Raw genomic sequence first — 24,059 nt, 5'->3', positions numbered from 1 at the left:
CGACAACACTGGCCGGGCGGCCATGGCGCGGCGCCGCGTCGCGTGCCGCGAACAGGTAGAATGCGCTCTTTGCCAGACAGGATTGCACGATGACTTTCTCCCTTTCCGATACCGCCTACCGCACCGACAGCCGCGAAGCCAAGGAAACGATGTATGCCGACCTGCGTTCGCAGCTGACGGGCCTGCTGCACGGTGAAACGGACTGGATCGCCAACACGGCCAATTTCAGCTCGCTCGTCTTCAATACGATGCCGGACCTGAACTGGGCCGGCTTCTATTTCCTGCCGACGCCGGACGAGCTGGTGCTGGGCCCGTTCCAGGGCAAGCCGGCCTGCATCCGCATCAAGCGCGGCCGCGGCGTGTGCGGCACGACCGTCGAGAAGGGTGAATCGGTGGTGGTGGCCGACGTGCACGCATTCCCCGGCCATATCGCCTGCGATGCGGCGTCCCGTTCGGAACTGGTGGTGCCGGTCTTCGTGGGCGGCCAGGTGGCCGGCGTGTTCGATCTGGACAGCCCGCTGCCGAACCGCTTCGACGACGTCGATGCGCGCGGCATCGAGTCGCTGGTAAAAATCCTGGAACAGACGCGCGCCTGAACGACGCGGCCCCGGACCGCCTCCGTTACACCAGCAGCGCCGCGCTCATCGACTTGGCCTGCCCGGCCGCTTCGTCCAGCAGCGCGGCAACCTGCGGATGCTCTTCGATATAACTGGCCAGTGCGGCGGTGCGCGCCAGCACGTGATCCTGTGGCTGCGGCAAGGGCGACGGCACGGGGCACAGGTAACGCGCCACCAGCAGCGTATCGCGCAGGCCTTCCGGCGGAATGCCCACGGCGCCGCCGCGCAGCGACACGATTGCCAGCGCCACCGGCTCCGGCACCTGCAGCTTCTTCATGATTTCGCGCGCGATGATTTCCTGCGCGGCGCCCATCCAGTCTTCCGGATCGTCGAGCAGGCCGGGAATCGCATCGGCACGCCCCAGCAGGTAGAAACCACCCACCTCGTGCATGATGCCCGCGAACAGCGCGGTATCCGGCTCGACGCGCGTGATGCGGCCGGCGATCACATAGGCCAGTGCCGCCACGTGGGCTGTGTACTTCCATAATTGCTCGGCGCGGATGCGCAGTTGCGGATCGCGGATGCGGGCGCCGAACTGGCGCACCACCATGGCCGCCGTCAGCGAATACAGGTTGCGGTAGCCCAGCCGCATCACGGCGGTGCGCACACCGGTGGCCAGCGCCGCCCCGTTCGACCGGAACACGGCCGAGTTGGCGAGCGCCACCGCGCGCGCCGCGAGGATCGGCTCGGCCAGCAGCTTGCGGATCACGTTCTCGTCGTGGCAGTCCGGATCGGCCAGCGTCATCTGCAGCGACAGGGCCGCGTTGACGCTGGTGGGGAAGACCAGTTCGCCACGCTGGGCCTCGGAAACAATTTGCGCGAAGTCTTTGAGCTTTTCCATGGCTGAACTATACCTGTTCCGCCGCCGGCCTGGTGTGTCGTCCAGGACGGGCGGCAAGATTTAGTGCTGTGCGGATCATGCCAGCCTGGTCAGCTTCTCGACGGTGATGTCGGCCACGCCCCCGACCGCCGCCGCCAGCGCCAGGAAATGCGGGGTCGCTTCGTGTTCCTGGAGTGCCGCCGCGCCGGTCCATTCTTCCAGCATCACGAATCTGGCGGGCGCGCTGTTGTCGACGTGCAGCTCGTAGCGGTGACAGCCCGCTTCCGCGCGGCTGGGCGGCACGACCTGTTCGAGGGCGCTGCGCACGGCGGCTTCGTGGCCCGGATGGGCAATGATGGTGGCGACGACGATCAGGGGCTGGGTCACGGTCTATCCTTCGGCTCGATGAAAATGCGTAGTGTAAGGGGGATCGGGCGATCGTGCCGGAGGCGCTCGTCGCGGGGCGGCGCGTGAACAGCGTCTTCACGTGCAGCGCTCAATCTCAGCGATGCGGCGCCGCACAAACCGGTTAAAATGCACGCCCAACCGCACCATTCCTCAGCCGTAGAATCCATGAACGTCCCAGCAGAAATCAACGCCGCCGCCGTCAAGAACGGGCCCGCCGAAAAAGTCACGCCGATGATGCAGCAGTATCTGCGCATCAAGGGCGAACACCCGACGATGCTGGTCTTCTACCGCATGGGCGACTTCTATGAACTGTTCTACGACGACGCCGAGAAGGCATCGCGCATCCTCGGCATCACGCTGACGGCGCGCGGCCATGCCAACGGCGTGCCGATCAAGATGGCCGGGGTGCCGTTCCACTCGCTCGATGGCTACCTGGCCAAGCTGGTGAAGCTGGGCGAGTCGTGCGCGATCTGCGAGCAGATCGGCGATCCGGCCACCAGCAAGGGGCCCGTCGAGCGCAAGGTGGTGCGCATCGTCACGCCCGGCACGCTGACCGACTCCGACCTGCTGCCCGAGAAATCCGACCGTCCGCTGCTGGCCCTGTCGATGCTCACCCAGCGCAAGGGCGTCACCTGCGGCCTGGCGTGGCTGTCGCTCGCCTCCGGCAACCTAAAACTGATGGAATTCTCCGGCGATGCGCGCGCCATCAACGCGCGCCTGCTGCAGGAGCTGGAGCGCATCGTGCCGGCCGAGATCCTGCGCGCCGACGGCGGCGACCTGTTCGAGGAAATCACGATGTGCCATGTCAATGGGGTGCCCGAGTGGCACTTCGACGTGGTGCATGGCCACAAGGCGCTGCTGGAGCAGCTGGGCGTGGCCACGCTGACCGGCTTCGGCGCCGATGGCATGGGCCCGGCGTTCGGCGCCGCCGGCGCGCTGCTGCGTTATGCGCAATCGACGCAGGGCCGCGGCCTGCAGCACGTGAAGAACCTGGCATGCGAGACCGAATCCGAATTCATCGGGCTCGATGCCGCCACGCGGCGCAACCTGGAGCTGACGGAAACGATCCGCGGCCAGGAGTCGCCCACGCTGTTTTCGCTGCTGGACGGCTGCCGCACCGCGATGGGGTCGCGCCTGCTGCGCCACTGGCTGCACCACCCGCGGCGCGACCAGGCCGTGGCGCGCGGCCGCCACGATGCGATCGCCGCGCTGATGCAGGACGACGCCACCGGCTCGCTGGGCTTCCACCTGCAGCACGTGCCGGACATCGAGCGCATCACCACGCGGGTGGCGCTGCTGACGGCGCGCCCGCGCGACCTGGCGGCGCTGCGCGATGGCTTGCAGCAATTGCCGAAGCTGCAGAAATCGGTGGAGCGCGTGCTGGGCCTCGATGGCGCCGACAGCCTGCTGCGCCGTATCCACGAACAGCTGGCCATGCCCGGCGAGTGCGTCGACCTGCTGGTGCGGGCCGTGATGCCGGAACCGGCGACGATGGTGCGCGACGGCGGCGTGATCGCGCGCGGCTACGACGCGGAACTCGATGAACTGCGCGGCCTGTCCGAGAACGCGGGCCAGTTCCTGGTCGACCTGGAAACGCGCGAGCGCGAGCGCACCGGCATCGCCAACCTGCGCGTCGAATACAACCGGGTGCACGGCTTCTACATCGAAGTGACGAACGGCCAGGCGGACAAGGTGCCCGAGGATTACCGCCGCCGCCAGACGCTGAAGAACTGCGAGCGCTACATCACGCCGGAACTGAAGGCGTTCGAGGACAAGGCATTGTCCGCGCAGGACCGGGCGCTGGCCCGTGAAAAAGTGCTGTACGACCAGCTGCTGGCCGACCTGGCGCCGCACATCGGCTGCCTGCAGAAGATTGCCGGCGGCATCGCCCAGCTGGACACGCTGACGGCGCTGACCGAACATGCGCTGCGCAACAACTGGTGCGCGCCGCAACTGGTGGCCGAATCGTGCATCGATATCCGTGAAGGCCGCCACCCGGTCGTGGAAAACCAGATCGAGCGCTTCATCGCCAACGATTGCCGCCTGCTGGCGGAACGGCGGCTGCTGCTCATCACCGGCCCGAACATGGGCGGTAAATCCACGTTCATGCGCCAGGTCGCGCTGATCACGCTGCTGGCCTATGTGGGCAGCTACGTGCCGGCCGCCAGCGCCACGATCGGCCCCATCGACCGCATCTTCACCCGCATCGGCGCCACCGACGACCTGGCCGGCGGGCGCTCCACGTTCATGGTGGAGATGACCGAAGCGGCGACGATCCTCAACGGCGCCAGCGAACATTCGCTGGTGCTGATGGACGAGATCGGCCGCGGCACGTCCACGTTCGATGGCCTGGCGCTGGCCTGGGCCATCGCGCGCCACCTGATCGACACGAGCCGCAGCTTCACGCTGTTCGCCACCCACTATTTCGAGCTCACGCAGCTGCCGGAAAGCCATCCCACGGCGGCCAACGTGCACCTGTCGGCCGTCGAGCACAAGGACAGTATCGTGTTCCTGCACGCGGTGCAGGACGGCCCGGCATCGCAGAGCTATGGCCTGCAGGTGGCCCAGCTGGCCGGTGTGCCGCAAGGGGTGATCAAGGCGGCCCGCAAGCATCTGGCCCGCCTGGAAGCGCAGGCGCTCGACGCCACGCCGCAGCTGGACCTGTTCGCCGCGCCGCGCGTCGATGCGGATGATGAGCCGGACGACAGGACGGCGGCCGTGGCACCGGCCGAGGATCCGCAATTGGCGCCACTGCTGGCGGCGCTGGACGACCTGGACCCGGATGCGCTGTCGCCACGCGAAGCGCTGGACCGGCTGTACCAGTTGAAGCGCCTCGTGCCGGCATGACACGGCGCGCCGGCCCCGCCCTCCTGCTGCTGGGCGCCGCCTTGCTGGCGGCGGCGGCGGTGCGGGCGGATGGGAGGACGAGGGCGGCGGGCGAAGCGCCGTTCGACATCGCCGTCATCGGCCACACCTTCCCCGACGAGCTGGGCGACGCCGACCTGAAACGCACGATCGCCCGCGCCGACCATGAAAAGCCGGCCTTCGTCATCGCCACCGGCATCAAGTCGGAGGACGAACCGTGCAGCGACAAGCTGTACCTGCAACGCAAGGCGCTGCTCAACAAGTCCACCCAGCCCCTGGTCCTGGTGCTCACCGGCGCGGACTGGACCGGCTGCCGCAACTCGGCAGGCCGCTCCAACGCGATCGAACGGCTGAACCGCATCCGCGAGATCTATTACGACGGACAGGAAGCCCTGGGCCGCCGCCCGCTGGACGTGAATCGCCAGTCGACGATCACGAAATTCCGCAGCTACGCCGAGAACGCGTACTGGGAAATGCACGGCGTGCTGTTTGCCACGATCAACGTGCCGGCCCGCAACAACCATTACCTGATCGAGGCGGGCCGCAACAGCGAATACGAAGACCGGCTGGTGGCCAACCGGGCCTGGCTGCAACGGCTGTTCGGCATGGCCAAGCGGCGCCAGCTCGATGGCCTCGTGCTGTTCTCGGACGGCGACGTGCGCATCCACGCCGAGCCCGGCTTTTCGCTGCTGGCCGGGTTTTCCACCAAACATGACGGCTTTGCCGAAACGCGGCGGCTGACACGCGTGCTGGCGGAAAACTACCCGGGAAAGGTGCTGCTGGTGGATGCGAACCGCGAGCCGCCGGTCAAGGGCGATCCGGCGCCGGGTACGATCACGTGGCGCGGCAACCTGGGCCACGTGACATTGCGCGGCGAGTGGAACGTGCTGCGCGTGGCGCCCGGCGCGGAACCCCTGTTCACGCTGCACCCTGCCGAGGCCGACAAAGCAAACGGGCAGCCGAAGCTGCCCGTGGAGGGTGGCGCGCCGAAGCGGCCTGCGCGATCTGAACGTTGAACGTTGAACGCTGAACGCGGCGGGCGCGCACGCCCGGCCGCGCAACCGTTTGCTCCAGCCGCGCAGTCAGTCCGCTACTCAGTGGATCGGCTGGGTGCGGAAGTGGTCGCCCGCCTCGCCTTCGTCGTCCTCGTCACCGTGGTGGTGGCCGTGGGCACCGTGCACGTGCTCGTGCGCGATCTCTTCGTCGGTGGCCTCGCGCACTTCCAGCACTTTCAGTTCGAAGCGCAGCGCCATGCCCGCCAGCGGGTGGTTACCATCCAGCACAACCTTGTCTTCGGCGATATCGGTCACGGTGAAGATCATCGCTTCATCGTCGCTCTCGCCATCGGGCATGCCTTCGAACTGCATGCCCACTTCGAGCGGCTCCGGCAGGCGCGAACGCGGCTCCACCTTCACCAGGTTCGGGTCGTAGTCGCCGAACGCATCATCGGGTTCGATCTGGATGGTGTTGGCGTAACCGACTTCCTTGCCGTCCAGCTCTTCCTCGATCTTCGGCAGGGTGTTTTCATACCCGCCGTGCAGGTACACCATCGGCTGGCGGCCGTCCTCGATCAGGTTGTTCTGGGCGTCGGACAATTTGTATTGCACGGTAACGACGGTGTTCTTGGCGATCTTCATGTGACTTCCTTTCTGGTCAGATGGCGCCGATTATACTCCCTGCCCGGCAAGTCCCGCGCTGCCCTGCCGCTGTACCGGTTGCTATAATGGGGCATGAAAAAACCTGCACCGCTCCGCCTCCTCGGCGACATCACGCCTGCGCAATTCATGCGCGACTACTGGCACAAGAAACCCCTGCTGATCCGCCAGGCCATTCCCGGCTTCAAGCCGCTGCTGCCGTTCGACGAGCTGGCCGAACTGGCGACGAAGGATTATGTCGAAGCGCGCCTCGTCACGCTGGCCGACGGCGAATGGGACATGCGCCATGGTCCGCTGCACGACCTGCCACCGCGCACGCAGCGCGAATGGACGATGCTGGTACAGGGCGTGAACCTGCAGAGCGATGCGGCCGATGAACTGCTGCGCCAGTTCCGCTTCGTGCCCGACGCCCGGCTGGACGACCTGATGGTGAGCTTTGCCACCGATGGCGGCGGTGTCGGCCCGCACTTCGATTCCTATGACGTATTCCTGTTGCAGGCCGAAGGCCAGCGGCGCTGGAAGATCGGCCCGCAGAAGGACCTGTCGCTGGTCGAAGGCCTGCCGCTGAAGATCCTCAGCAAGTTCAAGCCCACCGAGGAGTTCGTGCTGGAACCGGGCGACATGCTGTACCTGCCGCCCCACTACGCGCATGACGGCGTGGCGATCGGCGATTGCCAGACCTATTCGATCGGCTTCCGCTCGCCGTCCTACCAGGAACTGGGCGAAGCCTTCCTGCAGTTCATGGCCGACTCCATCGACCTGCCGGGCCGCTACGCCGACCCGGACCTGGAACCGTCGGCCAAGCCGGCCGAGATCCCGAAAAACATGCTGGGCCAGCTTGCGGACGAGCTCAACAAGATGCAGTTCACCGAGGACGATTTCACCATCTTCCTCGGCGAATACCTGTCCGAACCCAAGCACAACGTGTTCTTCACGGGCCCGGAAAAGCCGTTGCCGGCCGGCCGGTTCGCGCAAACGGCGGCGAAACGCGGGGTAAAGCTGTCGCGCAAGACGCAGATGCTGTATCGCGGCAAGCACGTGTTCATCAACGGGGAATCGTTCGCGATCGGCCGTGCGGACAAGGCCGCGCTCGAGGCGCTGGCCAATAACCGCGTGCTGGACGGTGCCGGGGTAGCCGCCGCCTCCGAAGACGTGATGGAGGCGCTGTTCGCGTGGTACGCGGACGGCTGGCTCGAGCTGGACAATTAACCGAACCACTAACTGAACCATTAACTGGACAATCGAGCGATCATGGACAGGCAGACATTCGACAGCCGTGCCGGGTTCCAGGCCCAGCTGGAGGCCTGCCTGTCGCAGTCCCGTATCACCCTGGCGATGTTCGATCCCGACTTTGGCTGGTGGGAACTCGGCAGCGCTGGCAACGATGCGTTGCTGCGCGCCTTCCTGCGCCATGGCGGGCGCCTGCAACTCGTTGCCCACAGCAATGCGCGGCTGGAACGGGATGCGCCGCGGTTCTTGCGCCTCCTCCACGATTACGGCCACCTGATCGAATGCCGGCTCACCAACCGGTCGATCGGGCATCTGACGGATTCGTTCTGTATCGGCGATGCCCACCACGTCGTACGTCGTTTCCACAGCGATCATTTTCGTGGCGAAGCAATTTTTCTGTCTCCTTCGTCAACCACTTCGCATCTCGAACGTTATCAATCCATCTGGGCTGAAACGAGGCCCGGGTTGCAAGCCGGAGTGACAGGTTTGTAATCCTGGGTCGATGCGCATGCAGTCAAGCGCTGATGCGCGTTTCAGGCACAGTTGCGGTCGGTTTCCGGGCCGTTTTCCATGCAAATGACTGCGCATGGGTGCGGGCGTTCTGGTCGTTGCAACGGTAAATCCAGGTCGGGTTTCAAACACTAGACCTGGTAGCAATATTGTATGGATGAAAAAGTTGCGAAAGTGGCCTGTGTTGCTATTGCGACTCATTTAAATTCGCTATAATATTCTGTTAGGAAGTTTCCGTTGTCTGGGGCACCATATGGTCCGAACGACCACGAAACGCCCTAGTGAGCGATAATTACCGGTAATTATTCATCGCAACACTGTCATCAATTAGTGAATTAATTAAGGAAAACAAATGAAAAAATCCCTGCTGATCGCCTCCCTGCTGGCTGTTGCCCTGGCTGCTTGCTCCAAGAAAGAAGAAGCTCCTGCTGCTCCGGCCGCTGAAGTCACCGCACCAGCTGCTGACGCAACCGCTCCTGCTGCCGCTCCTGCCGCTGACGCAACCGCACCGGCTGCTGACGCTGCTGCTGCTCCGGCTGCTGACGCTGCTGCTGCCGCTTCGGACGCTGCTGCTGCCGCTTCGGCTGCTGCATCCGCTGCTTCGGAAGCCGCTTCCGCTGCTGCTGCTGCCAAGTAATCAGCCTTGGACCGCCGTCTCCGGACGGCATCCTGCTCAACCGCCCAATGGGCGGTTTTGTTTTTTGAGCGATGATTTTTGCAGTCGCCCGCCAGGCGTTTTTTCGCTATCCATATCGCGGACGACAGCGGCAAAAAAAAACCGGCCTGCCGGCCGGTTTTCCTTGCGTGCGGTGATTACTTCAACTCTTCCTGCAGCAGCGTGAGAATCTTCTCGGCCGTCGGCGTCGCATCCACCTCGCCCTTGTTGTTCTGCACGGTGACCTGGCTCGTATTGCCGGCCTCGGCAGCCTTGACGACGATGCGGTAGCGCTGCGCTTCCTTGTCGGCTTCCGACGAGCCCCAGCTGAACAGGCGGCCGAAGAAGCCTTTCTTCTCGACCTGGTCGGCCACGTAGCGCACGTAGTAGATGCCCTGCACACGGTCGCGATCCTCGACGGTGAAGCCGGCACGGTCCAGCGCCAGGCCCACACGGCGCCACGAGCGGTCGAAGCCTTCGTCCGTTTCCACGTAGCGGCTGGCGCCCTCGCCCTTCAGGAACGCATGCAGCGGCCGCACGATAGCGTTATCCACGGCGGTGCGGGCTGCCGTTTCCTCGGTGCCACCCAGCTTGGTCAACAGCCGCGCCAGGAATACGGCTTCCAGGTTCGGGTCGGACGGCCGTGGCGTCCACGTCACGATTTCCTTTTCAGGCCCCTGCGCGATCTCTTCCGCGCCACGGTGGCTGATATAGATTTCCGTGGTGCCGTCGGCATTGCGCTCGACGCGCGTGCGGTACTTGTCGCGCTCGCCGGTCGAGTAAGCCGAATCGAACACCTTGCCGATGGTGCGACGGATGATGTCCTGCGGGATCCTGGCGCGGTTTTCATTCCACTCGGTTTCCATCACGCCCGCGGTCGCGTTGTCGAGCACCAGCGTAAAGCCGGCCTCTTCCCAGAACGACTTCAATTGCGGCCACAGCACATCCGGCGAAGCCTTGGCGACCAGCCAGCGCTGGTTGCCGGCACGCTCCACGCGCACCTTGTCGTTGCCGGTGACGGCCACTTCGTTGGCGCCGGCAGCCGCCGGTGCGGCACTCGCGAGCGAGCCCGCGCCGGACATGCTGGCGCGCTGCGCCGCGTAACCGGATGCGGTGGCCACGCCGCTGCCACTGTCCGGCAGCGCGTAGCGGTTATCCTTCTGCAACTGGGTCAGGTCCGGCGGCACGTCCAGCGTGCTGGCTTTCTTGGCCGATTTGTAGTCCACCGTGGTCTTGCCGACCACGGATTCAACCATGCCGCAGCCGGTCAGGCTGAGCATCAGGACGCCGAGCGCAAGGCCGCTTTGCGGAGTAAGGGAAGCTTTCTTGATCATGGGGAGACAGGGGATAAACGCTGAAGAAACCAGCTGGGTGATCGTCGCGGCGGCGCGCAGGCCGCCACGCTCCGGACTTACGCCAGCACGCCGGCTTCCACCAGGGCGGCACGTACCGTCTGGTGGAACTCGGCAGCGAGCGGCACCAGCGGGAGGCGGATACCGGCCGGCATGAGGCCCATTTCGGCCAGTGCCCACTTGGCGGGGACCGGGTTCGGTTCGACGAACAATTTCTGGTGCAGGGGGAAGACCTTGTTGTTGATCTCGATGGCCCGGGCAATGTCGCCAGCCATCGCGGCCGCGCACATCTCGGCCATCGCACGCGGCGCCACGTTGGCGGTCACGGAGATATTGCCCTTGCCGCCCGCCAGCATCAGTGCCATGGCCGTGGGGTCGTCACCGGAAAAGACGGCGAAGTCCTTCGGTACCGAGCGCAGCGAACGCAGCAGATCAAGGCCACGGCCGATGTTGCCGGTGGCATCCTTGATGCCGATGATGTTCTCGACCGCGGCCAGGCGCAGCACCGTGTCGTTGGCCAGGTCCGCCACCGTGCGGCCGGGCACGTTGTACAGGATGACGGGCAGGTCCACCGCTTCGGCGATCGCCTTGAAGTGCTGGTACATGCCTTCCTGCGTGGGGCGGTTGTAGTAGGGCACCACTTGCAGCGTCGCATCGGCGCCGGCTTCCTTGGCATAACGGGTCAGCACGATTGCCTCGGCGGTCGAGTTGCCGCCGCTGCCCGCGATCACGGGAATGCGACCGGCCACGCGGTCCACGCACGCCTTGATCAGCGCGCAGTGCTCGGCCACCGTCACGGTAGCCGATTCACCCGTCGTACCGACGATCACGATACCATCCGTGCCCTCGGCAATATGCCAGTCAATCAGGCGGTCCAGGCTGTCGTAGTCCAGACTGCCATCCGCATGCATCGGAGTCACGATTGCAACAATGCTGCCCTTAATCATATATTGAACCAATTGCAAATAGATTGAAAACGTCGATTGTAGACGATCGCTTGCGCGCGTGGGGTATTTCGCGGCGGTATCAGCTTTCGATACAGCCGAGCAGTGCCGCTTCGCGCGGGAACTCGGCTTTCACGGCGCAGATGCGCTGTACCACGGCCGCCGGCTTGCCTGCCTGGCCGCCCGCCGGGTTGCCGACATGGTTAACGATGCCATCCTCGAACGCGATGACACGCAAGCCCTGCTGCCGTGCCAGCTCCAGCAATTCGCCCGGTTTCAGCAGGAAATCGGGGTTGCTCGGCTTGCCGAATGCGGCATTGCCGTCCGCGAACGTTTCATAGACCAGCACGCCGTTTGGCGCCAGGCTGCCCACCATGTCGGCCAGCAGCGGACGGTGCAGGTAATTCGTGACGACGATGCCGGCGAACCGGTTCGGCCCGAACGGCCAGGGTGTATCGCCCGCTTCAAGGTCGATGTCGCTGGTCACGATGCCGGGCCCGGCGGTGGCTGCCAGCGCATCCGGGCGCCGGTCGACGGCGATCACCGCATGGCCCAGCGTGACAAGGTGGCGGGAATGGCGGCCGTTGCCGCACGCGAGGTCCAGCACCTCGCCGCCGGGAATCAATGGTGCAAAGCGTTGCACCCAGGGAGAAACCACGTCGCTCATCTGATCCTTCTGGTAGTACTCAAACGGGGCTGCCGGGCGCCCTGCGCCCGCCAGCCGGTTCATTGACGGCCGTGCATGGCTTGCATGGCCCAGCCGGCATCATATATTCATCAGCAATTGCAAGGGAAGTACCAGCAGCGCCAACAGTTCTATGAACACGCCGACCATGCCGCCCAGCAGTGGCGTCAGCACATTGAAATACATCAGCACCATCAGGCCGATGAAGATCCACAACGTATACCGCTCGATGCCCGCATAGCGCCGCGCCAGTTCGTTCGGCAGCAGCGCCGTCAGGATGCGCCCGCCATCGAGCGGCGGCACGGGCAGCAGGTTGAACACGCACATGATCGCGTTCACATTGATGCCGGCGATCGCCATCTTGATCAGGAACGGCTCGGAAACATCCATGCCGCGCATGATCACCAGCCACACCATCCAGCCAAGGCCCATGGCGAAGTTCGCCATGGGTCCGGCCGCGGCCACGAAGCCCATCTGCTTCTTTGGATTGCGCAGCCGGCTGTAGTCGACCGGCACGGGCTTGGCGTAGCCGAACGGCATGTGGATCGTCAGGTACAGGATCAGCGGCAGGAGGATGGTACCGAAGGGGTCGATGTGGCGGGTGGGATTCATCGACAGCCGGCCCAGCTGGGCAGCGGTCGGGTCGCCGAAATACCGCGCCACGTAGCCATGCGCTGCCTCGTGCAACGAAATCGCGAACAGGATGGGAATCGCGTACACCGCAACGGTCTGGATGGCTTGACTGAATTCACTCATGGGCAAAATTTTACCAGACCGCAATCAAGGGCCTGACGGGTCGAAAGAGGGATGGGAAGTAAAGAAAGGCAAAGATGCCGGCTGGGGAATGGCCGGCGCGCTTCACGGCTCGGTTCTTACAGGCCGACGATGGCCGGGTCGCCGCGCCCCAGGCGCACCAGCTCGGGCTCGGAGCCCGTCAGGTCGATCACGGTGGTCATTTCCATGCTGCACGCGCCGCCATCGATGACCAGGTCGAGCTGCTTGCCGATGCGGGCATTGATTTCCTCGGGATCGTTGAGCGGTTCGGTTTCTTCCGGCAGGATCAATGTCGAGGAGATCAGCGGCTGGCCCAGTTCGGCCATCAGCGCTTCGACGATCGGGGTTTCCGGCACGCGCAGGCCGATGGTCTTGCGCGACGGATGCGACAGCCGGCGCGGCACCTCGCGCGTGGCTTCGAGAATGAACGTGAACGGCCCCGGCGTGGCCGCCTTCAGCAGCCGGAACTGCTTGTTGTCCACGCGTGCATAGACGCCGATCTCGGACAGGTCGCGGCACAGCAGCGCCAGGTGATGCTTTTCATCGATGCCGCGGATGCGGCGCAGGCGCTCGACGGCCGCCTTGTCGTCCAGGTGGCAGACCAGCGCATAGCATGAGTCGGTGGGCACGGCCACCACGCCGCCACCGTGGATGATCTGGGCAGCCTGCTTGATGAGGCGGCCCTGCGGGTTGACGGGGTGGATGTCGAAGAATTGGCTCATGCTGTTGTGTTGGCAAGTTTATCGGAGCGCCTGCAAGGCCGCGATGCGTTCCTCGAATGGCGGGTGGGTGGAAAACAGCGCCGACCAGCCGCCACCGCCCGAAATGCCGGAAGCGGCCATGTTCTGCGGCAGGCCGCCCGGCTCCATGCCGCCCAGGCGGGCCAGCGCATTCTGCATCGGCGCGGTGCTGCCCAGCAGGCGCGCCGAGCCGGCGTCGGCGCGGAATTCGCGCTTGCGCGAGAACCAGGCCACGATGATCGACGCCAGCAGGCCGAACACGATCTCGCAGATGAACACGGTGATCATGTAGCCGGGGCCGCGCCCCCCTTCGTTGCGCAACAGGACCTTGTCGACGAAGAAGCCGACGATGCGGGCGAAGAACACGACAAAGGTGTTGACGACGCCCTGGATCAGCGTCAGCGTCACCATGTCGCCATTGGCGATGTGCGCCACCTCGTGGCCCAGCACCGCTTCCACTTCCTCGCGGTTCATCGATTGCAGCAGGCCCGTGGAAACGGCGACCAGCGCCGAATTCTTGAAGGCGCCCGTGGCGAACGCGTTCGGCTCGCCGTCATACACGGCCACTTCGGGCATGCCGATGCCGGCGCGCTGCGCCAGGCGCTGCACGGTCGACAGCAGCCACTGTTCGGTGGAATTCTGCGGCGCGTCGATCACGCGCGCGCCGGTCGTCCATTTCGCCATGGGCTTGGAGATGAGCAGCGAAATGATCGAGCCGGTGAAACCGACCACCAGCGAAAACGCCAGCAGTCCGCCCATTTCCAGCTGGCCGCCCGCTCCGGGACGGCCGATGCCGAGCAGCGAGAGCACGATGGACAGCACCAACATCACGGCGAGGTTGGTGGCGATAAACAGGACGATGCGTTTCATGATGTATAGGTTCTCTGGATATGATCCGTGGGGTCATATAAGGCTATAACCATAAAATTACAAGGCGATTAAGCCATGCGTGCAGGCACGCCGCGGCACCGGCGGCGGGAGAGCCGCGCCGGTGTCAGAACCAGTCGTGCCAGACCGGGGTGACGCTGGCCGGCAGCGGCGGCAGCGCGGCGAAATCCACCCTTGCCTCGCCCGGCGCGTGGAAATCGGTGCCGCGCGACGCCAGGAAGCCATAGGCGTTCGCCAGCTGGGCATACTGCGGGTACTGGTCGGGCGTGTGGCTGCCGGTCACCACCTCGATTGCGGTGCCGCCCAGCTCCTTGAACTGGTCGAACAGCACGCCCTGCTGCAACTGGTTGAAGCGGTAGCGGCCCGGGTGGGCGATGACGGCCGTGCCGCCCGCGCCGAGGATCCAGCCGACGGCATCTTCCAGGCTGGCCCAGCGATGCGGCACGTAGCCGGGCTTGCCTTCGGAAAGGTATTTGCGAAACACTTCCGGCGTGTTGGCGCAGTAGCCCTGCTGCACGAGGAAGCGGGCAAAGTGGGTGCGCGACATGAGCGCCGGGTTGTCGACGAATTCCAGCGCGCCTTCATAGGCACCCGGAATGCCGGCCTTGGCCAGTTGTTCGCCGATCTCGCGACCGCGCGCATCGCGGCCCTCGCGCGTGGCGGCGAGGCCGCGCACGAGCGCAGGGTCGTTCTCGTCGATATTCAGCCCCACGATGTGCACCGTTTCACCGCTCCACGTGATCGAGATTTCCACGCCCGCCACGAAGCGCATGCCCAGTTCGGCCGCGGCCACGCGCGCCGCGGCAATGCCGCCCACTTCATCGTGGTCGGTCAGCGCCCACGCGTCCACGCCGGACTGGCGCGCGTACTTCGCCACGGCGGCCGGCGGCAGGACACCGTCGGAAACGTTGGAATGGCAGTGCAGGTCGACTTTCAGCATGGAGCGATTCGGTTCGGTAATGAATGGACTTCAATGAGGCGCATTGTACCGCTGCCTGCCGCGCGGCGTGCCGGCGCTTCATTTATGCGAAGAATCACGCAGCGGATCAGCCGAGAAAGCGCGCGATCATTTCCGCCAGCAGCGCCGGCTGGTCATGGTGCAACATGTGGCCGGCGTCCGGCACCATCTGCGGCGTAACGTCGGCGATGTGGGCCATGCGCCGGTCGACCTCGCGGCGCCCCTCTTCCGGACCGCCCATCCACAGCCACATATTGGTGTCGGCCGCTTCCACCCACAGCACCGGCGCCGTGATGCGGCGCCAGCACGCCATGATGTCCTCGGCGTGGTAAGGCAGCGGGCTGGCCTGCTTGTGCACCGGGTCGCCGAGGATTTCCCACTCGCCGGCGGCATTTTGCGCGGACCAGTGCTGCGCCAGGAAGGCCGCCCGCTCGTCCGTCAGGCGCGGATTGGTTTTTTGCAGGCGCGCCGCCACCGCCGCCTGCGTGGGGTAGCCCTTCATCGTTGGCGGGTCGAGCAGCTCGTCCAGCCATTTCGCGTAGCGTTTCGGGGCATCTTCCGGCTTCGCGCCCGTGAGGCCGAACCCTTCCAGGTTGACAAAGCGGCGGATCCGTTCCGGCCGCACGCCCGCATAGATGCCGGCGATATTGCCGCCCATGCTGTGGCCCACCAGGTTCACCTGCCCTTCCGGCTGGTAGTGACGCAGGATCGCCTCCAGGTCGGCGAGGTAGTCAGGGAACCAGTAGGTATCGGTGCCCGCGCGCTCCGTCAGGCCGAAGCCGCGCCAGTCAGGCGCGATCACGTGCCAGTCGCCGCCCAGGTGGTCGACGACGAACTGGAACGAGGCACCCACGTCCATCCAGCCATGCAGCATGAAGATCTTGGGGGCGCCTTCACGACCCCAGTGGCGAACGTGGGTGCGCAGGCCGCGCACGGCGAGGAAATCGGAACGGGAAGGTGTCATCGGTCGGGTCTTGAATTGGTCGGAGTCGTCGCAATATGCGGCCTTTCGCTCAGGAAAGACCATCAGCCTCATACTTTAGCACGATCGTTCTTATTAAGCCCGCAAAGCATGCATGAGACGAATGCCGGGGCGCAAGGGCGTAAAATGTGGCCAATATTTTCCCCCGGATAAGGCCAACCGATGACGATTTACCAGCTGGGCGATGATGCGCCCGAGATCGACGCCTCCGCCTTCGTGGCCGACAGTGCCACGCTGATCGGCAAGGTGACGCTGCAAGCGAACAGCTCCGTGTGGTACGGCGCCTCGCTGCGCGGCGACAACGAGCGGATCACGATCGGCGAAAACAGCAATGTGCAGGAAGGCACGGTGATGCATACCGACATGGGCTACCCGCTGACGATCGGACGCGACGTGACGATCGGCCACCAGGTCATGCTGCATGGCTGCACGATCGGCGACGGTGCGCTGGTCGGCATCCAGGCCGTGATCCTGAATGGCGCGAAGATCGGCAAGGGTTGCCTCGTGGGCGCCGGGGCGCTCGTCACCGAAGGCAAGGAATTTCCCGATAACGTGCTGATCATCGGCTCCCCGGCCAAGGCCGTGCGCGAACTGACGGCGGACGACGTGGCGCGGCTGAAAGGCAGCGCCGACAGCTATGTGCAGCGCGCGCAGCTGTTCAAGACAAATTTGAAAAAGATTGGATAACGCATGACCCAGGATACGCTGCAAAAATTCATTTTCGAGAACGCCGCCGTGCGCGGTGAGCTGGTCGACATCTCCTCCACGTGGCGCGAGATCCAGGCCCGCCACCAGTACCCGGTGGCCGTCAAGCGGCTGCTGGGACAGATGGTCTCGGCGGCCGCACTGCTGTCGGCCAACCTGAAATTCAACGGCTCGATCGTGATGCAGATCCACGGCGACGGCCCGGTACGCCTGCTGGTCGTCGAGTGCGATTCGCAACTGCGCATGCGCGCCACCGCGAAGCTGAACGAAGACGCGACGATCACCGACGACGCCAACCTGACGGCACTGCTGAACCAGACCGGCCGGGGCCGCTTCGTGATCACGCTCGACCCGGCGGAGAAGGTGCCGGGCCAGCAGCCGTACCAGGGCGTCGTGCCGCTGGACGGCGACGACGTGGCGACCGTCATCGAACATTACATGCTGCGCTCCGAGCAACTGGACACGCAACTGTGGCTGGCCGCCGACGACAACGTGGCGCGCGGCCTGCTGCTGCAAAAGCTGCCGCTGCATGGCGGCAAGGCCGAGGCGAATCCCGTCTCGCCGGAAGAAGCGCTGGAAACGTGGAACCGCGCCGTGATGCTGGGCCGCACGCTGAAGGAAGAAGAACTGCTGTCCACCGAAATCGACGTGCTGCAAAAACGCCTGTTCTGGGAAGAAACGATCCGCGTATTCGACCCCGTGCACCCGTCGTTCCACTGCAGCTGCACGCGCGACAAGGTCGGCAACATGCTCAAGATGCTGGGCCAGGTCGAAGTGGAAGACGCGCTGGCCGAACAGGGCAAGCTGGGCATCAACTGCGATTTCTGCGGCAAGCACTACGAGTACGACGCCGTCGACTGCGCCCAGCTCTTTGCCAGCGACGCCCCCGCCGAAGCGCTGATCCACCCGACCGAAGCGAAGCACTAAGCACCCCGCCCTCCCCCAAAGCCCGCCCTCCCGGGCGGGTTTTTTATTGCCAAAAACCGGGGTCAGACCCCAATTTCTAGAAACATTTCTCGACATCGTATTGCCCAACGGCTGAGCTGGTCGCAATACAACACCAGGGACAGTCCCCATTTTTTGGAAATATTCCTTTTAATTGACTACTCAGCATTCGCGGATACCTCGATAGCACTTATTTTCACGGAAAAGTTGCTAAAAAACGGGGACAGTCCCCGAATTTTGGAAACATTGTTGCGCGGTAGTCATCACGCCGTCACATCGTCTCGCTACGCTCCGCGTCGTTGCATTTTCAACCAACTTAACGACGAGCGAACGATGAAGAAACAGATCAAGGCCGCCATGCTGGCGAGCCTGGCGCTGGCGCCGCTGGCGATGGCACAGCAGGTGGCGACGGCGGTGGCGGCGATGGAAAGCGCTGCCGTGGATGCCAACAGCGAGGCGGCAGCAGCGGCGGCCGGCCCGATCGCGACGGTGGAAGTGGCCACGCGCCGCACCCGTTCGTCGGTGGCGATGAAGGGCGACGACATCCAGAAGATCCTCCCCGGCACCAATCCGCTGAAGGCCTTGCAGACGCTGCCCGGTGTCAGCTTCCAGACGGCCGACCCGTGGGGCAACAACGAGCAGAACCTGTCGTTGTTCGTGCACGGCTTCTCGGGCCAGCAGCTGGGCTACACGATGGATGGCGTGCCGCTCGGCGACCAGCAATACGGCAACTACAACGGCCTGTCGCCGCAGCGCGCGGTGATCTCGGAAAACGTGCGCGGCGTCGTACTGTCCTCCGGCGCCGGCGACCTGGCCACCGCGTCCACCAGCAACCTCGGTGGCACCATCGAGACGTTCTCGTCGGACCCGCTGGCCGGGCGCAACTTCGCCGTGCAGCAAACCCTGGGCAGCCACGACACGTCGCGCACCTTCCTGCGTTATGACTCCGGGAAGATGGGCGACGCCAGCGTCTACGTCTCCGCCATGCACCACGAAGCCCGCGCCTGGGACTTCCACGGCCGCCAGGGCGGCGACCAGGTCAACGCCAAGTTCGTCAACGACAACGCCGCCGGCCGCCTCACCGTCTTCTTCAACTACAGCGACAAGATCGAGCCGAACGAAGACAGCACGGTCCACTCGGCCACCGAGAAATACCAGCCGTATACCCGCCCCTTCCTGTACCCCGACTTCCAGACCGCGTTGAATTACCTGTCGCCGACGGGCGCCACGCCGGCGGCCGAAGGCAACAACTACCGCAACTACTACAGCGATGCGCAGCGCGAGGATTACCTCGGTTATGTGAAGTACGACTGGAACCTGAACGACACCACCACCTGGTCGAACCAGGTCTATTACCACTACGACGACGGCGTGGGCGTCGTCGCCGGCCCGATCGGCGTGGCCGGCCTGCCCGCGCTGTTCGCCGTCTATTACCCGAACCAGAACCTCAAGCAGGTGTTCGGCAACTCCGGCTATGCCACCCGCACCACCGAGTACCGGATCAACCGGACCGGCTGGCTGTCGACCTTGCGCACCGAGATCGGCGCGCACACGATCCAGGGTGGCCTGTGGTTCGAGAAGAATGAATCGCAAGCCTACCGCCGCTGGTATGCGCTGGACGTGAACAACCCCAGTTCACCCTACGACCGCCCGGAAAATCCGCTGATCACGCAGTACGGCAGCGAGATCGACAACAAGGTCGTGCAGCTGCACCTGCAGGACGAATGGCGCGTGCGCCCCGACCTCGTGCTGCAGGGCGGCTTCAAGTCCAGCCTGCAGTTCGCGCGCGGCATGATGCCGGTGCAGCCGAAAGCGGGCGCGATCGCCGGCGGCTCCACGGCGCTGCCCGAAGGCGATATCGACACGAAGAAATGGTTCCTGCCGCAACTGGGCGCGCGCTGGGATGTCACCGGCACCGAGCAGGCCTTCGTCAACGTGCAAAAGAACATGCGCCAGTTCGTCACCTATGGCGGCGGTGGCGCATCGCCCTGGAGCCTGGCCAGCCAGTCCGCGTTCGACCTGTTCAAGGCCAGCGCGAAACCGGAAACGTCGGTCACGTTCGAAGCCGGCCTGCGCACCAGCCGCTCGTTCAGTGCCGGCCCGCTGACGGGCTTCGATGGCCAGGTCAACGTCTACCATGTGAACTTCAAGGACCGCCTGCTGACGATCAGCCCCACACCCGTGATCTCGGCGATCATCGGCGGCAACCCGGTGCTCGCCAACGTGGGCAACGTGAAGATCGACGGCATCGACATGTCCGGCACGTTCCACTTCGGCCGCGCGTTCTCGTTCTACGATGCGATTTCGTACAACCGCTCGGAGTACAAGGACAACTACCTGAACGGCGCGAACACCGTGCCCACGGCCGGCAAGAAGATTCCGGGCAGCCCGGAATGGATGAACAAGTTCGTCGCCTCGCTGAACCTGGGCGGCACGGAGTTCCAGCTGAGCGGCGACTACGTCGGCAAGCGCTACGCCACGTATACCAACGACCTGTCGGTCAGCAGCTACTTCCTGCTGGGCCTCGGCGTGACGGGCAGGCTGCCCTTCCTGGACGGCACCTGGGTGAAGAATGCGCGCTACCGCGTCAACGTGACGAACCTGGCCGACCGCCGGGGCGACCTGAATGTGGTCGTCGGCGCGGCCGACAGGACGTACAATACCTTCCCGATCGCCCCGCGGCAGGGCTTCCTCACGGTAATGGCGGACTTCAAATGACGAACTGGCCCAGCAAGCGTTACCTGTCGCGCCGCGGCTTTATCGCGGTGGGCGCCAAAACCATGGCGGCTACGGCGGCGGGTTTGACCGGTTCCCTGCTGCTGCCGGCCGCGCAAGCCGCCAAGCCGGCACGGCCGCTGGTCATTGCGCACCGCGGTGCCTCGGCCTTGCGGCCCGAGCACACGCTGGCCGCCTATGCCAAGGCGATCGCCGACGGCGCCGACTTCATCGAGCCGGACCTTGTGTCGACGAAGGATGGCGTGCCGGTCGCGCGCCACGAGGCATTCCTGTCCGAGACCACCGACGTGGCAAAACGCCCCGAGTTCGCCAGCCGCCACGTCCGCAAGACGATCGACGGCGTCACCCACGACGGCTGGTTCGTCGAGGACTTCACGCTGGCCGAGCTGAAAACGCTGCGTACCATCGAACGCATTCCGCAATCGCGCCCCGGCAGCGCCAGGTACGACGGCATGTTCCAGGTGCCGACGCTCGAGGAAGTCATCGACTTCCTGGCCGCGCAGTCGGCCACCGTCGGCCGCACGATCGGCCTGATACCGGAACTGAAGCATTCCACGTACTTCGCCCGTCTCGGCCTGCCGCTGGAAGAGCGTGTCATCGCCACGCTGGCCGCGCATGAGTACACGCGCCGTGCGCCGGTCGAGATCCAGTCGTTCGAAGTAGCCAACCTGCGCATGCTGCGCGAAAAGCTGGGCAAGCGCGCGAACCTGCGGCTGGTGCAGCTGGTCGGCGTGGGCCCGGTGAAGCCGAGCGACGTGGCGGCAACGGGCGGGTCGCTTACCTACGCGGACATGGCGACGCCGGCGGGCCTGCGCGCCATCGCCGAGTATGCCGACGTCTTCGCACCGCCGACCCGCGCGCTGATTCCTTTGAAGAAGGATGGCCGGCTCGATACGCCCACGGCGCTGGCGGCCGATGCCCGTGCCGCCGGGCTCCGGCTGGTCACGTGGACGTTCCGCCCCGAGAACCGCTTCCTCGCCGCCGACTTCCGCGATGGCGCCGGCGACGATGCGCGCAACGAGGCGGGTTCCATTGCCGAGATGCGGCGCTACCTGGCGCTGGGCCTGGACGGCTTCTTCACGGACGACCCGGCCCTGGGCGTCAAAGCGCTCGCCGGCTGACACGGCCGATTGCTCATCCTGGCGGCGCACCGCTCCTGCAGGCGCCGCCGTTTTTGTTTACAGTCCTGCCTTGTCCAACACGCAGGAACAAGGAGCAAGCATGACCAACAAGGCACTCATCATCGGCAGCAGCGGCGTCGTCGGCAGCGCGCTGGCCGAGCAGCTGCTGGCCGAAGGCTGGCAGGTGCATGGCGTTTCGCGCGGCCGCACGCCCGGCGTACCGGGCGTGCGCCAGATCAGCGCCGACCTGACATCGCCCGACGTGGCGCAGGCACTGGCCGGCGTCGATCCCAGCCATGTCTTCATCGCGGCATGGTCACGGCAGGCGAACGAAGAGGAAAACATCCGCGTCAATGGCGCCATGGTGAAGAACGTGCTCGACGCGGTCGGCCCCGCCGGCAGCGTGCGCCACGTAGCGCTGGTGACGGGCCTGAAGCACTACCTCGGCCCGTTCGACGCCTATGGCAAGGGTGCCGTACCGATCACGCCCTTCCGCGAAGAGCAGGGTCGGCAGGACGTGCCGAATTTTTATTACGAACAGGAAGACCGCCTGTTCGATGCGGCGCGACAGTACGGTTTCACCTGGAGCGTGCACCGGCCGCACACGATCATCGGTTTCGCCGTGGGCAACGCGATGAACATGGGCCAGACCCTGGCGGTCTACGCCGCGCTGTGCAAGCACACGGGCCAGCCATTCGTGTTCCCCGGCAGCCGCCAGCAATGGGAAGGCCTGGTGGACATGACCGATGCGCGTCTGCTGGCGCGGCACCTGCAATGGGCTTCGACCAGCGAGGCCGGGGCGAACGAGGATTTCAACGTGGTCAACGGCGACGTGTTCCGCTGGCAGTGGCTGTGGCCGCGGCTGGCCGACTACTTCGGCGTGGAGGCGGCGCCGCTGCCGTCTGAAACCAGCCCGCTCGAATCGCGGATGAACGATGCGCCCGCGCTGTGGCGCGAGATCGCCACGCGCCACGGGCTCGCTGAACCCGACGTCACGCGCCTGGCTTCGTGGTGGCACACGGACGCCGACCTGGGCCGTCCGATGGAAGTCATCACCGACATGACCAAGAGCCGCAAGGCCGGCTTCCTGGATTACCAGGGCACGCCGGAGGCGTTCTTCTATCTGTTCGAGCGGCTGAAGCGGGAGAAGCTGATTCCCTGATGCCGGGAAGCCGCCAGGCGTACCGTGCTCCAAGCCCGGCACCGATGAAAGCCGGGGTCAGACCCGCAATGCCGCCAACACTGGTGCTTGCTGCCGACGGTGAACGCGGGTCTGACCCCAGGTGTTGCCCCGGGTGACACTTGCCCGGCTTATGCCTTCGGCAGCCCCGCGGCCAGGTCCAGCCATGGCTGCGGCTGCGGCTTGCCCCGCTCGCGCACGCCGAAGAACGTGACCACGAGTTCGCCCTTGTCGTCGTAGAACTCCACGGACGTCACACCGGCGCGCTGCAGCACATAGCCGGCCTTGAGCGCCTTGTCGCGCAGGTGCAGGTTGAAGTCCGGGTCCAGCACGTTGAAGTAGCCGCCCGCCTCCTGCACCTTGTTCACCTTGCCGCTGTAGATCTGCGTGACGGCGCCATTGCCGACGAACGCCATGATCGGCACCCCTTTCGCCGCCGCCTGCTCCAGCAGTTGCCGCACGGCCTGCGGCGCCACCTTCGTGGCCACGCCGGCGGGCGCCAGGCGCAGCGCCTGTTCGCGCGACAGCTTGAATTCCGAGACGATGCGGTTGAACTGGTGCACGTCCGACATGTCCTTCCAGGCCTGCTGGAATTCCTTGACGTCGACAGCGGTATCCGGCTTCTCGGCCGCCTTCGGCGCGGCGGCCACGATGGCCAGCTTGCCGTCCTGCTGCGGGTGGCGAAAGTCGGCCACCAGCTTGTCGAACACGGCGACCTTGCTGTCATCCTTCAGGTACACCTTGTGGACGGCAGTGCCATTTTCGTCGAAGAACTGCAGGCTGCGCGACACGTTGCCATCCTTGCCCGGCTGGACGACGGCGAACGCATGCTTCCATTTCGTGAAGTGGAAGCGCAGGTCGATCGGGCCGCCCAGGTAGCCGCCGGCGATGTTCAGTTCGCGCGCCTCGCGTTCCGCATCCTTCGCACCTTCGTCACCCTGCTTGGCGATGCGCGTGGCCTCGCCCGTGACTTCGATGACGGCGTTCTCGTTGCGCGTGAGCGCCATCACCTTGCCCAGGTCCAGCGCGCGGCGCATGATTTCGCGTGGCGCATGATCGGTCTCGGCCAGGCGCGTGACGGTCTTGCCGATGCCGGTCGCGAGCAGCTCGGCCTCGGAAACGTTCAACTGTTTCGCGGCATCGCGGATGCCCAGTTTCGGCTGCTCGGTGCGCAGCGTGTTCCAGCGTTCGGCCAGCGTGGCGGCGCTGGCGTGGCTCGCGGCCATGCCGAAGACAAGGGCGCCGGACAGGGCCAGCAGGCCGGTATAACGACGATGGGTTTTCATGCT

At 65.1% G+C, this 24,059-nt stretch carries 23 protein-coding genes; 11 read left to right on the top strand and 12 right to left on the bottom strand.

Annotation, left to right across the window (positions count from 1 at the left end; translation table 11 throughout):
- Window positions 1-89: 89 nt before the first annotated feature.
- Window positions 90-596: a free L-methionine (R)-S-oxide reductase MsrC gene (gene msrC, locus EWM63_RS19880; protein ID WP_130188089.1), complete on the top strand. Its 507-nt coding sequence runs from the start codon at window positions 90-92 to the stop codon at window positions 594-596.
- Window positions 597-621: 25 nt separating this feature from the next.
- On the opposite strand, the gene EWM63_RS19875 is transcribed toward msrC, so the two are convergent.
- Both EWM63_RS19875 and EWM63_RS19870 read right to left on the bottom strand, forming a co-directional pair.
- Window positions 622-1,458, bottom strand: coding sequence for an HDOD domain-containing protein (locus EWM63_RS19875; RefSeq protein WP_130188088.1), 837 nt, complete (start codon window positions 1,456-1,458; stop codon window positions 622-624).
- A gap of 75 nt (window positions 1,459-1,533) precedes the next feature.
- The gene (locus tag EWM63_RS19870) at window positions 1,534-1,824 is read right to left on the bottom strand and encodes a putative quinol monooxygenase (RefSeq protein ID WP_130188087.1); all 291 of its coding nucleotides are present in this window, start codon (window positions 1,822-1,824) and stop codon (window positions 1,534-1,536) included.
- A gap of 186 nt (window positions 1,825-2,010) precedes the next feature.
- Between EWM63_RS19870 and mutS the strand changes: the two genes are divergently transcribed.
- Both mutS and EWM63_RS19860 read left to right on the top strand, forming a co-directional pair.
- On the top strand, window positions 2,011-4,692 hold the full coding sequence (gene mutS / locus EWM63_RS19865) for a DNA mismatch repair protein MutS (protein ID WP_229487384.1): 2,682 nt from the start codon (window positions 2,011-2,013) through the stop codon (window positions 4,690-4,692).
- Complete coding sequence (locus tag EWM63_RS19860) at window positions 4,689-5,726, top strand: hypothetical protein (RefSeq protein ID WP_207221124.1); 1,038 nt, start codon at window positions 4,689-4,691, stop codon at window positions 5,724-5,726. Before mutS ends, EWM63_RS19860 begins: the two co-directional genes overlap by 4 nt.
- Before the next feature lie 78 nt (window positions 5,727-5,804).
- On the opposite strand, the gene EWM63_RS19855 is transcribed toward EWM63_RS19860, so the two are convergent.
- Complete coding sequence (locus EWM63_RS19855) at window positions 5,805-6,347, bottom strand: FKBP-type peptidyl-prolyl cis-trans isomerase (protein ID WP_130188086.1); 543 nt, start codon at window positions 6,345-6,347, stop codon at window positions 5,805-5,807.
- Window positions 6,348-6,440: 93 nt separating this feature from the next.
- Here EWM63_RS19855 and EWM63_RS19850 point away from each other — a divergent pair, with 93 nt between their 5' ends.
- The 3 genes from EWM63_RS19850 (at window position 6,441) to EWM63_RS32445 (ending at window position 8,742) form a co-directional block, all read left to right on the top strand.
- A complete protein-coding gene (locus EWM63_RS19850) occupies window positions 6,441-7,574 on the top strand; it encodes a ribosomal protein uL16 3-hydroxylase (protein ID WP_130188085.1) in 1,134 nt (377 codons plus the stop codon).
- Between the two features lie 42 nt (window positions 7,575-7,616).
- Window positions 7,617-8,087: a DUF7931 domain-containing protein gene (locus tag EWM63_RS19845; protein ID WP_130188084.1), complete on the top strand. Its 471-nt coding sequence runs from the start codon at window positions 7,617-7,619 to the stop codon at window positions 8,085-8,087.
- A gap of 370 nt (window positions 8,088-8,457) precedes the next feature.
- Window positions 8,458-8,742, top strand: coding sequence for a hypothetical protein (locus EWM63_RS32445; RefSeq protein WP_130188083.1), 285 nt, complete (start codon window positions 8,458-8,460; stop codon window positions 8,740-8,742).
- A 176-nt stretch (window positions 8,743-8,918) separates the two neighbouring features.
- On the opposite strand, the gene bamC is transcribed toward EWM63_RS32445, so the two are convergent.
- The 8 genes from bamC to EWM63_RS19800 form a co-directional block, all read right to left on the bottom strand.
- A complete protein-coding gene (bamC, locus tag EWM63_RS19835) occupies window positions 8,919-10,040 on the bottom strand; it encodes an NlpB/DapX family lipoprotein (protein ID WP_130188082.1) in 1,122 nt (373 codons plus the stop codon).
- 131 nt (window positions 10,041-10,171) lie between these two features.
- Window positions 10,172-11,059 (bottom strand): 4-hydroxy-tetrahydrodipicolinate synthase, encoded by an 888-nt coding sequence (dapA, locus tag EWM63_RS19830; RefSeq protein WP_130188081.1) that lies wholly within the window; start codon window positions 11,057-11,059, stop codon window positions 10,172-10,174.
- Window positions 11,060-11,138: 79 nt separating this feature from the next.
- Window positions 11,139-11,786, bottom strand: coding sequence for a class I SAM-dependent methyltransferase (locus EWM63_RS19825; protein WP_130188080.1), 648 nt, complete (start codon window positions 11,784-11,786; stop codon window positions 11,139-11,141).
- A gap of 36 nt (window positions 11,787-11,822) precedes the next feature.
- Window positions 11,823-12,497, bottom strand: a complete 675-nt coding sequence (locus EWM63_RS19820; RefSeq protein ID WP_130188079.1) for a site-2 protease family protein — start codon at window positions 12,495-12,497, stop codon at window positions 11,823-11,825.
- Between the two features lie 116 nt (window positions 12,498-12,613).
- Window positions 12,614-13,237 carry an L-threonylcarbamoyladenylate synthase gene (locus EWM63_RS19815; RefSeq protein WP_130188078.1) on the bottom strand — a complete coding sequence of 208 codons (624 nt, stop codon included), beginning with the start codon at window positions 13,235-13,237 and terminating at the stop codon, window positions 12,614-12,616.
- An 18-nt stretch (window positions 13,238-13,255) separates the two neighbouring features.
- On the bottom strand, window positions 13,256-14,125 hold the full coding sequence (gene htpX, locus EWM63_RS19810; RefSeq protein ID WP_130188077.1) for a protease HtpX: 870 nt from the start codon (window positions 14,123-14,125) through the stop codon (window positions 13,256-13,258).
- Window positions 14,126-14,249: 124 nt separating this feature from the next.
- The gene (locus tag EWM63_RS19805) at window positions 14,250-15,083 is read right to left on the bottom strand and encodes a 3',5'-nucleoside bisphosphate phosphatase (RefSeq protein ID WP_130188076.1); all 834 of its coding nucleotides are present in this window, start codon (window positions 15,081-15,083) and stop codon (window positions 14,250-14,252) included.
- Between the two features lie 106 nt (window positions 15,084-15,189).
- A complete protein-coding gene (locus tag EWM63_RS19800) occupies window positions 15,190-16,065 on the bottom strand; it encodes an alpha/beta fold hydrolase (protein WP_130188075.1) in 876 nt (291 codons plus the stop codon).
- Window positions 16,066-16,245: 180 nt separating this feature from the next.
- On the opposite strand from EWM63_RS19800, the gene EWM63_RS19795 reads away from it, so the two are divergent.
- The 5 genes from EWM63_RS19795 (at window position 16,246) to EWM63_RS19775 (ending at window position 22,752) form a co-directional block, all read left to right on the top strand.
- On the top strand, window positions 16,246-16,770 hold the full coding sequence (locus EWM63_RS19795; protein ID WP_130188074.1) for a gamma carbonic anhydrase family protein: 525 nt from the start codon (window positions 16,246-16,248) through the stop codon (window positions 16,768-16,770).
- 3 nt (window positions 16,771-16,773) lie between these two features.
- A complete protein-coding gene (gene hslO, locus EWM63_RS19790) occupies window positions 16,774-17,715 on the top strand; it encodes an Hsp33 family molecular chaperone HslO (RefSeq protein WP_130188073.1) in 942 nt (313 codons plus the stop codon).
- Between the two features lie 351 nt (window positions 17,716-18,066).
- A complete protein-coding gene (locus EWM63_RS19785; RefSeq protein ID WP_130188072.1) occupies window positions 18,067-20,451 on the top strand; it encodes a TonB-dependent receptor in 2,385 nt (794 codons plus the stop codon).
- A complete protein-coding gene (locus EWM63_RS19780) occupies window positions 20,448-21,590 on the top strand; it encodes a glycerophosphodiester phosphodiesterase family protein (RefSeq protein ID WP_207221122.1) in 1,143 nt (380 codons plus the stop codon). The genes EWM63_RS19785 and EWM63_RS19780 overlap by 4 nt, the downstream gene beginning before the upstream one ends.
- A 100-nt stretch (window positions 21,591-21,690) precedes the next feature.
- On the top strand, window positions 21,691-22,752 hold the full coding sequence (locus EWM63_RS19775) for an SDR family oxidoreductase (RefSeq protein ID WP_130188071.1): 1,062 nt from the start codon (window positions 21,691-21,693) through the stop codon (window positions 22,750-22,752).
- Between the two features lie 149 nt (window positions 22,753-22,901).
- Here the strand turns inward: EWM63_RS19775 and EWM63_RS19770 are convergent, their stop codons facing one another.
- The gene (locus tag EWM63_RS19770; protein WP_130188070.1) at window positions 22,902-24,056 is read right to left on the bottom strand and encodes a hemin-degrading factor; all 1,155 of its coding nucleotides are present in this window, start codon (window positions 24,054-24,056) and stop codon (window positions 22,902-22,904) included.
- Window positions 24,057-24,059 lie beyond the last annotated feature (3 nt).

Origin of the sequence: Pseudoduganella lutea, from assembly GCF_004209755.1 — a bacterium.
Lineage (GTDB): Bacteria > Pseudomonadota > Gammaproteobacteria > Burkholderiales > Burkholderiaceae_D > Rugamonas > Rugamonas lutea.
The sequence above is the reverse complement of the archived record's forward strand: the minus strand, read 5'-3'. Positions and strand labels throughout refer to the sequence as shown.

What these genes read in the sequence shown, in the direction of transcription:
- msrC (WP_130188089.1), top strand. Translation starts at nt 90, where the DNA reads ATGACTTTCTCCCTTTCCGATACCGCCTACCGCACCGACAGCCGCGAA.
- EWM63_RS19875 (WP_130188088.1), bottom strand. Translation starts at nt 1,458, where the DNA reads ATGGAAAAGCTCAAAGACTTCGCGCAAATTGTTTCCGAGGCCCAGCGT.
- mutS (WP_229487384.1), top strand. Translation starts at nt 2,011, where the DNA reads ATGAACGTCCCAGCAGAAATCAACGCCGCCGCCGTCAAGAACGGGCCC.
- EWM63_RS19860 (WP_207221124.1), top strand. Translation starts at nt 4,689, where the DNA reads ATGACACGGCGCGCCGGCCCCGCCCTCCTGCTGCTGGGCGCCGCCTTG.
- EWM63_RS19855 (WP_130188086.1), bottom strand. Translation starts at nt 6,347, where the DNA reads ATGAAGATCGCCAAGAACACCGTCGTTACCGTGCAATACAAATTGTCC.
- EWM63_RS19850 (WP_130188085.1), top strand. Translation starts at nt 6,441, where the DNA reads ATGAAAAAACCTGCACCGCTCCGCCTCCTCGGCGACATCACGCCTGCG.
- EWM63_RS19845 (WP_130188084.1), top strand. Translation starts at nt 7,617, where the DNA reads ATGGACAGGCAGACATTCGACAGCCGTGCCGGGTTCCAGGCCCAGCTG.
- EWM63_RS32445 (WP_130188083.1), top strand. Translation starts at nt 8,458, where the DNA reads ATGAAAAAATCCCTGCTGATCGCCTCCCTGCTGGCTGTTGCCCTGGCT.
- bamC (WP_130188082.1), bottom strand. Translation starts at nt 10,040, where the DNA reads ATGCTCAGCCTGACCGGCTGCGGCATGGTTGAATCCGTGGTCGGCAAG.
- dapA (WP_130188081.1), bottom strand. Translation starts at nt 11,059, where the DNA reads ATGATTAAGGGCAGCATTGTTGCAATCGTGACTCCGATGCATGCGGAT.
- EWM63_RS19825 (WP_130188080.1), bottom strand. Translation starts at nt 11,786, where the DNA reads ATGAACCGGCTGGCGGGCGCAGGGCGCCCGGCAGCCCCGTTTGAGTAC.
- EWM63_RS19820 (WP_130188079.1), bottom strand. Translation starts at nt 12,497, where the DNA reads ATGAGTGAATTCAGTCAAGCCATCCAGACCGTTGCGGTGTACGCGATT.
- EWM63_RS19815 (WP_130188078.1), bottom strand. Translation starts at nt 13,237, where the DNA reads ATGAGCCAATTCTTCGACATCCACCCCGTCAACCCGCAGGGCCGCCTC.
- htpX (WP_130188077.1), bottom strand. Translation starts at nt 14,125, where the DNA reads ATGAAACGCATCGTCCTGTTTATCGCCACCAACCTCGCCGTGATGTTG.
- EWM63_RS19805 (WP_130188076.1), bottom strand. Translation starts at nt 15,083, where the DNA reads ATGCTGAAAGTCGACCTGCACTGCCATTCCAACGTTTCCGACGGTGTC.
- EWM63_RS19800 (WP_130188075.1), bottom strand. Translation starts at nt 16,065, where the DNA reads ATGACACCTTCCCGTTCCGATTTCCTCGCCGTGCGCGGCCTGCGCACC.
- EWM63_RS19795 (WP_130188074.1), top strand. Translation starts at nt 16,246, where the DNA reads ATGACGATTTACCAGCTGGGCGATGATGCGCCCGAGATCGACGCCTCC.
- hslO (WP_130188073.1), top strand. Translation starts at nt 16,774, where the DNA reads ATGACCCAGGATACGCTGCAAAAATTCATTTTCGAGAACGCCGCCGTG.
- EWM63_RS19785 (WP_130188072.1), top strand. Translation starts at nt 18,067, where the DNA reads ATGAAGAAACAGATCAAGGCCGCCATGCTGGCGAGCCTGGCGCTGGCG.
- EWM63_RS19780 (WP_207221122.1), top strand. Translation starts at nt 20,448, where the DNA reads ATGACGAACTGGCCCAGCAAGCGTTACCTGTCGCGCCGCGGCTTTATC.
- EWM63_RS19775 (WP_130188071.1), top strand. Translation starts at nt 21,691, where the DNA reads ATGACCAACAAGGCACTCATCATCGGCAGCAGCGGCGTCGTCGGCAGC.
- EWM63_RS19770 (WP_130188070.1), bottom strand. Translation starts at nt 24,056, where the DNA reads ATGAAAACCCATCGTCGTTATACCGGCCTGCTGGCCCTGTCCGGCGCC.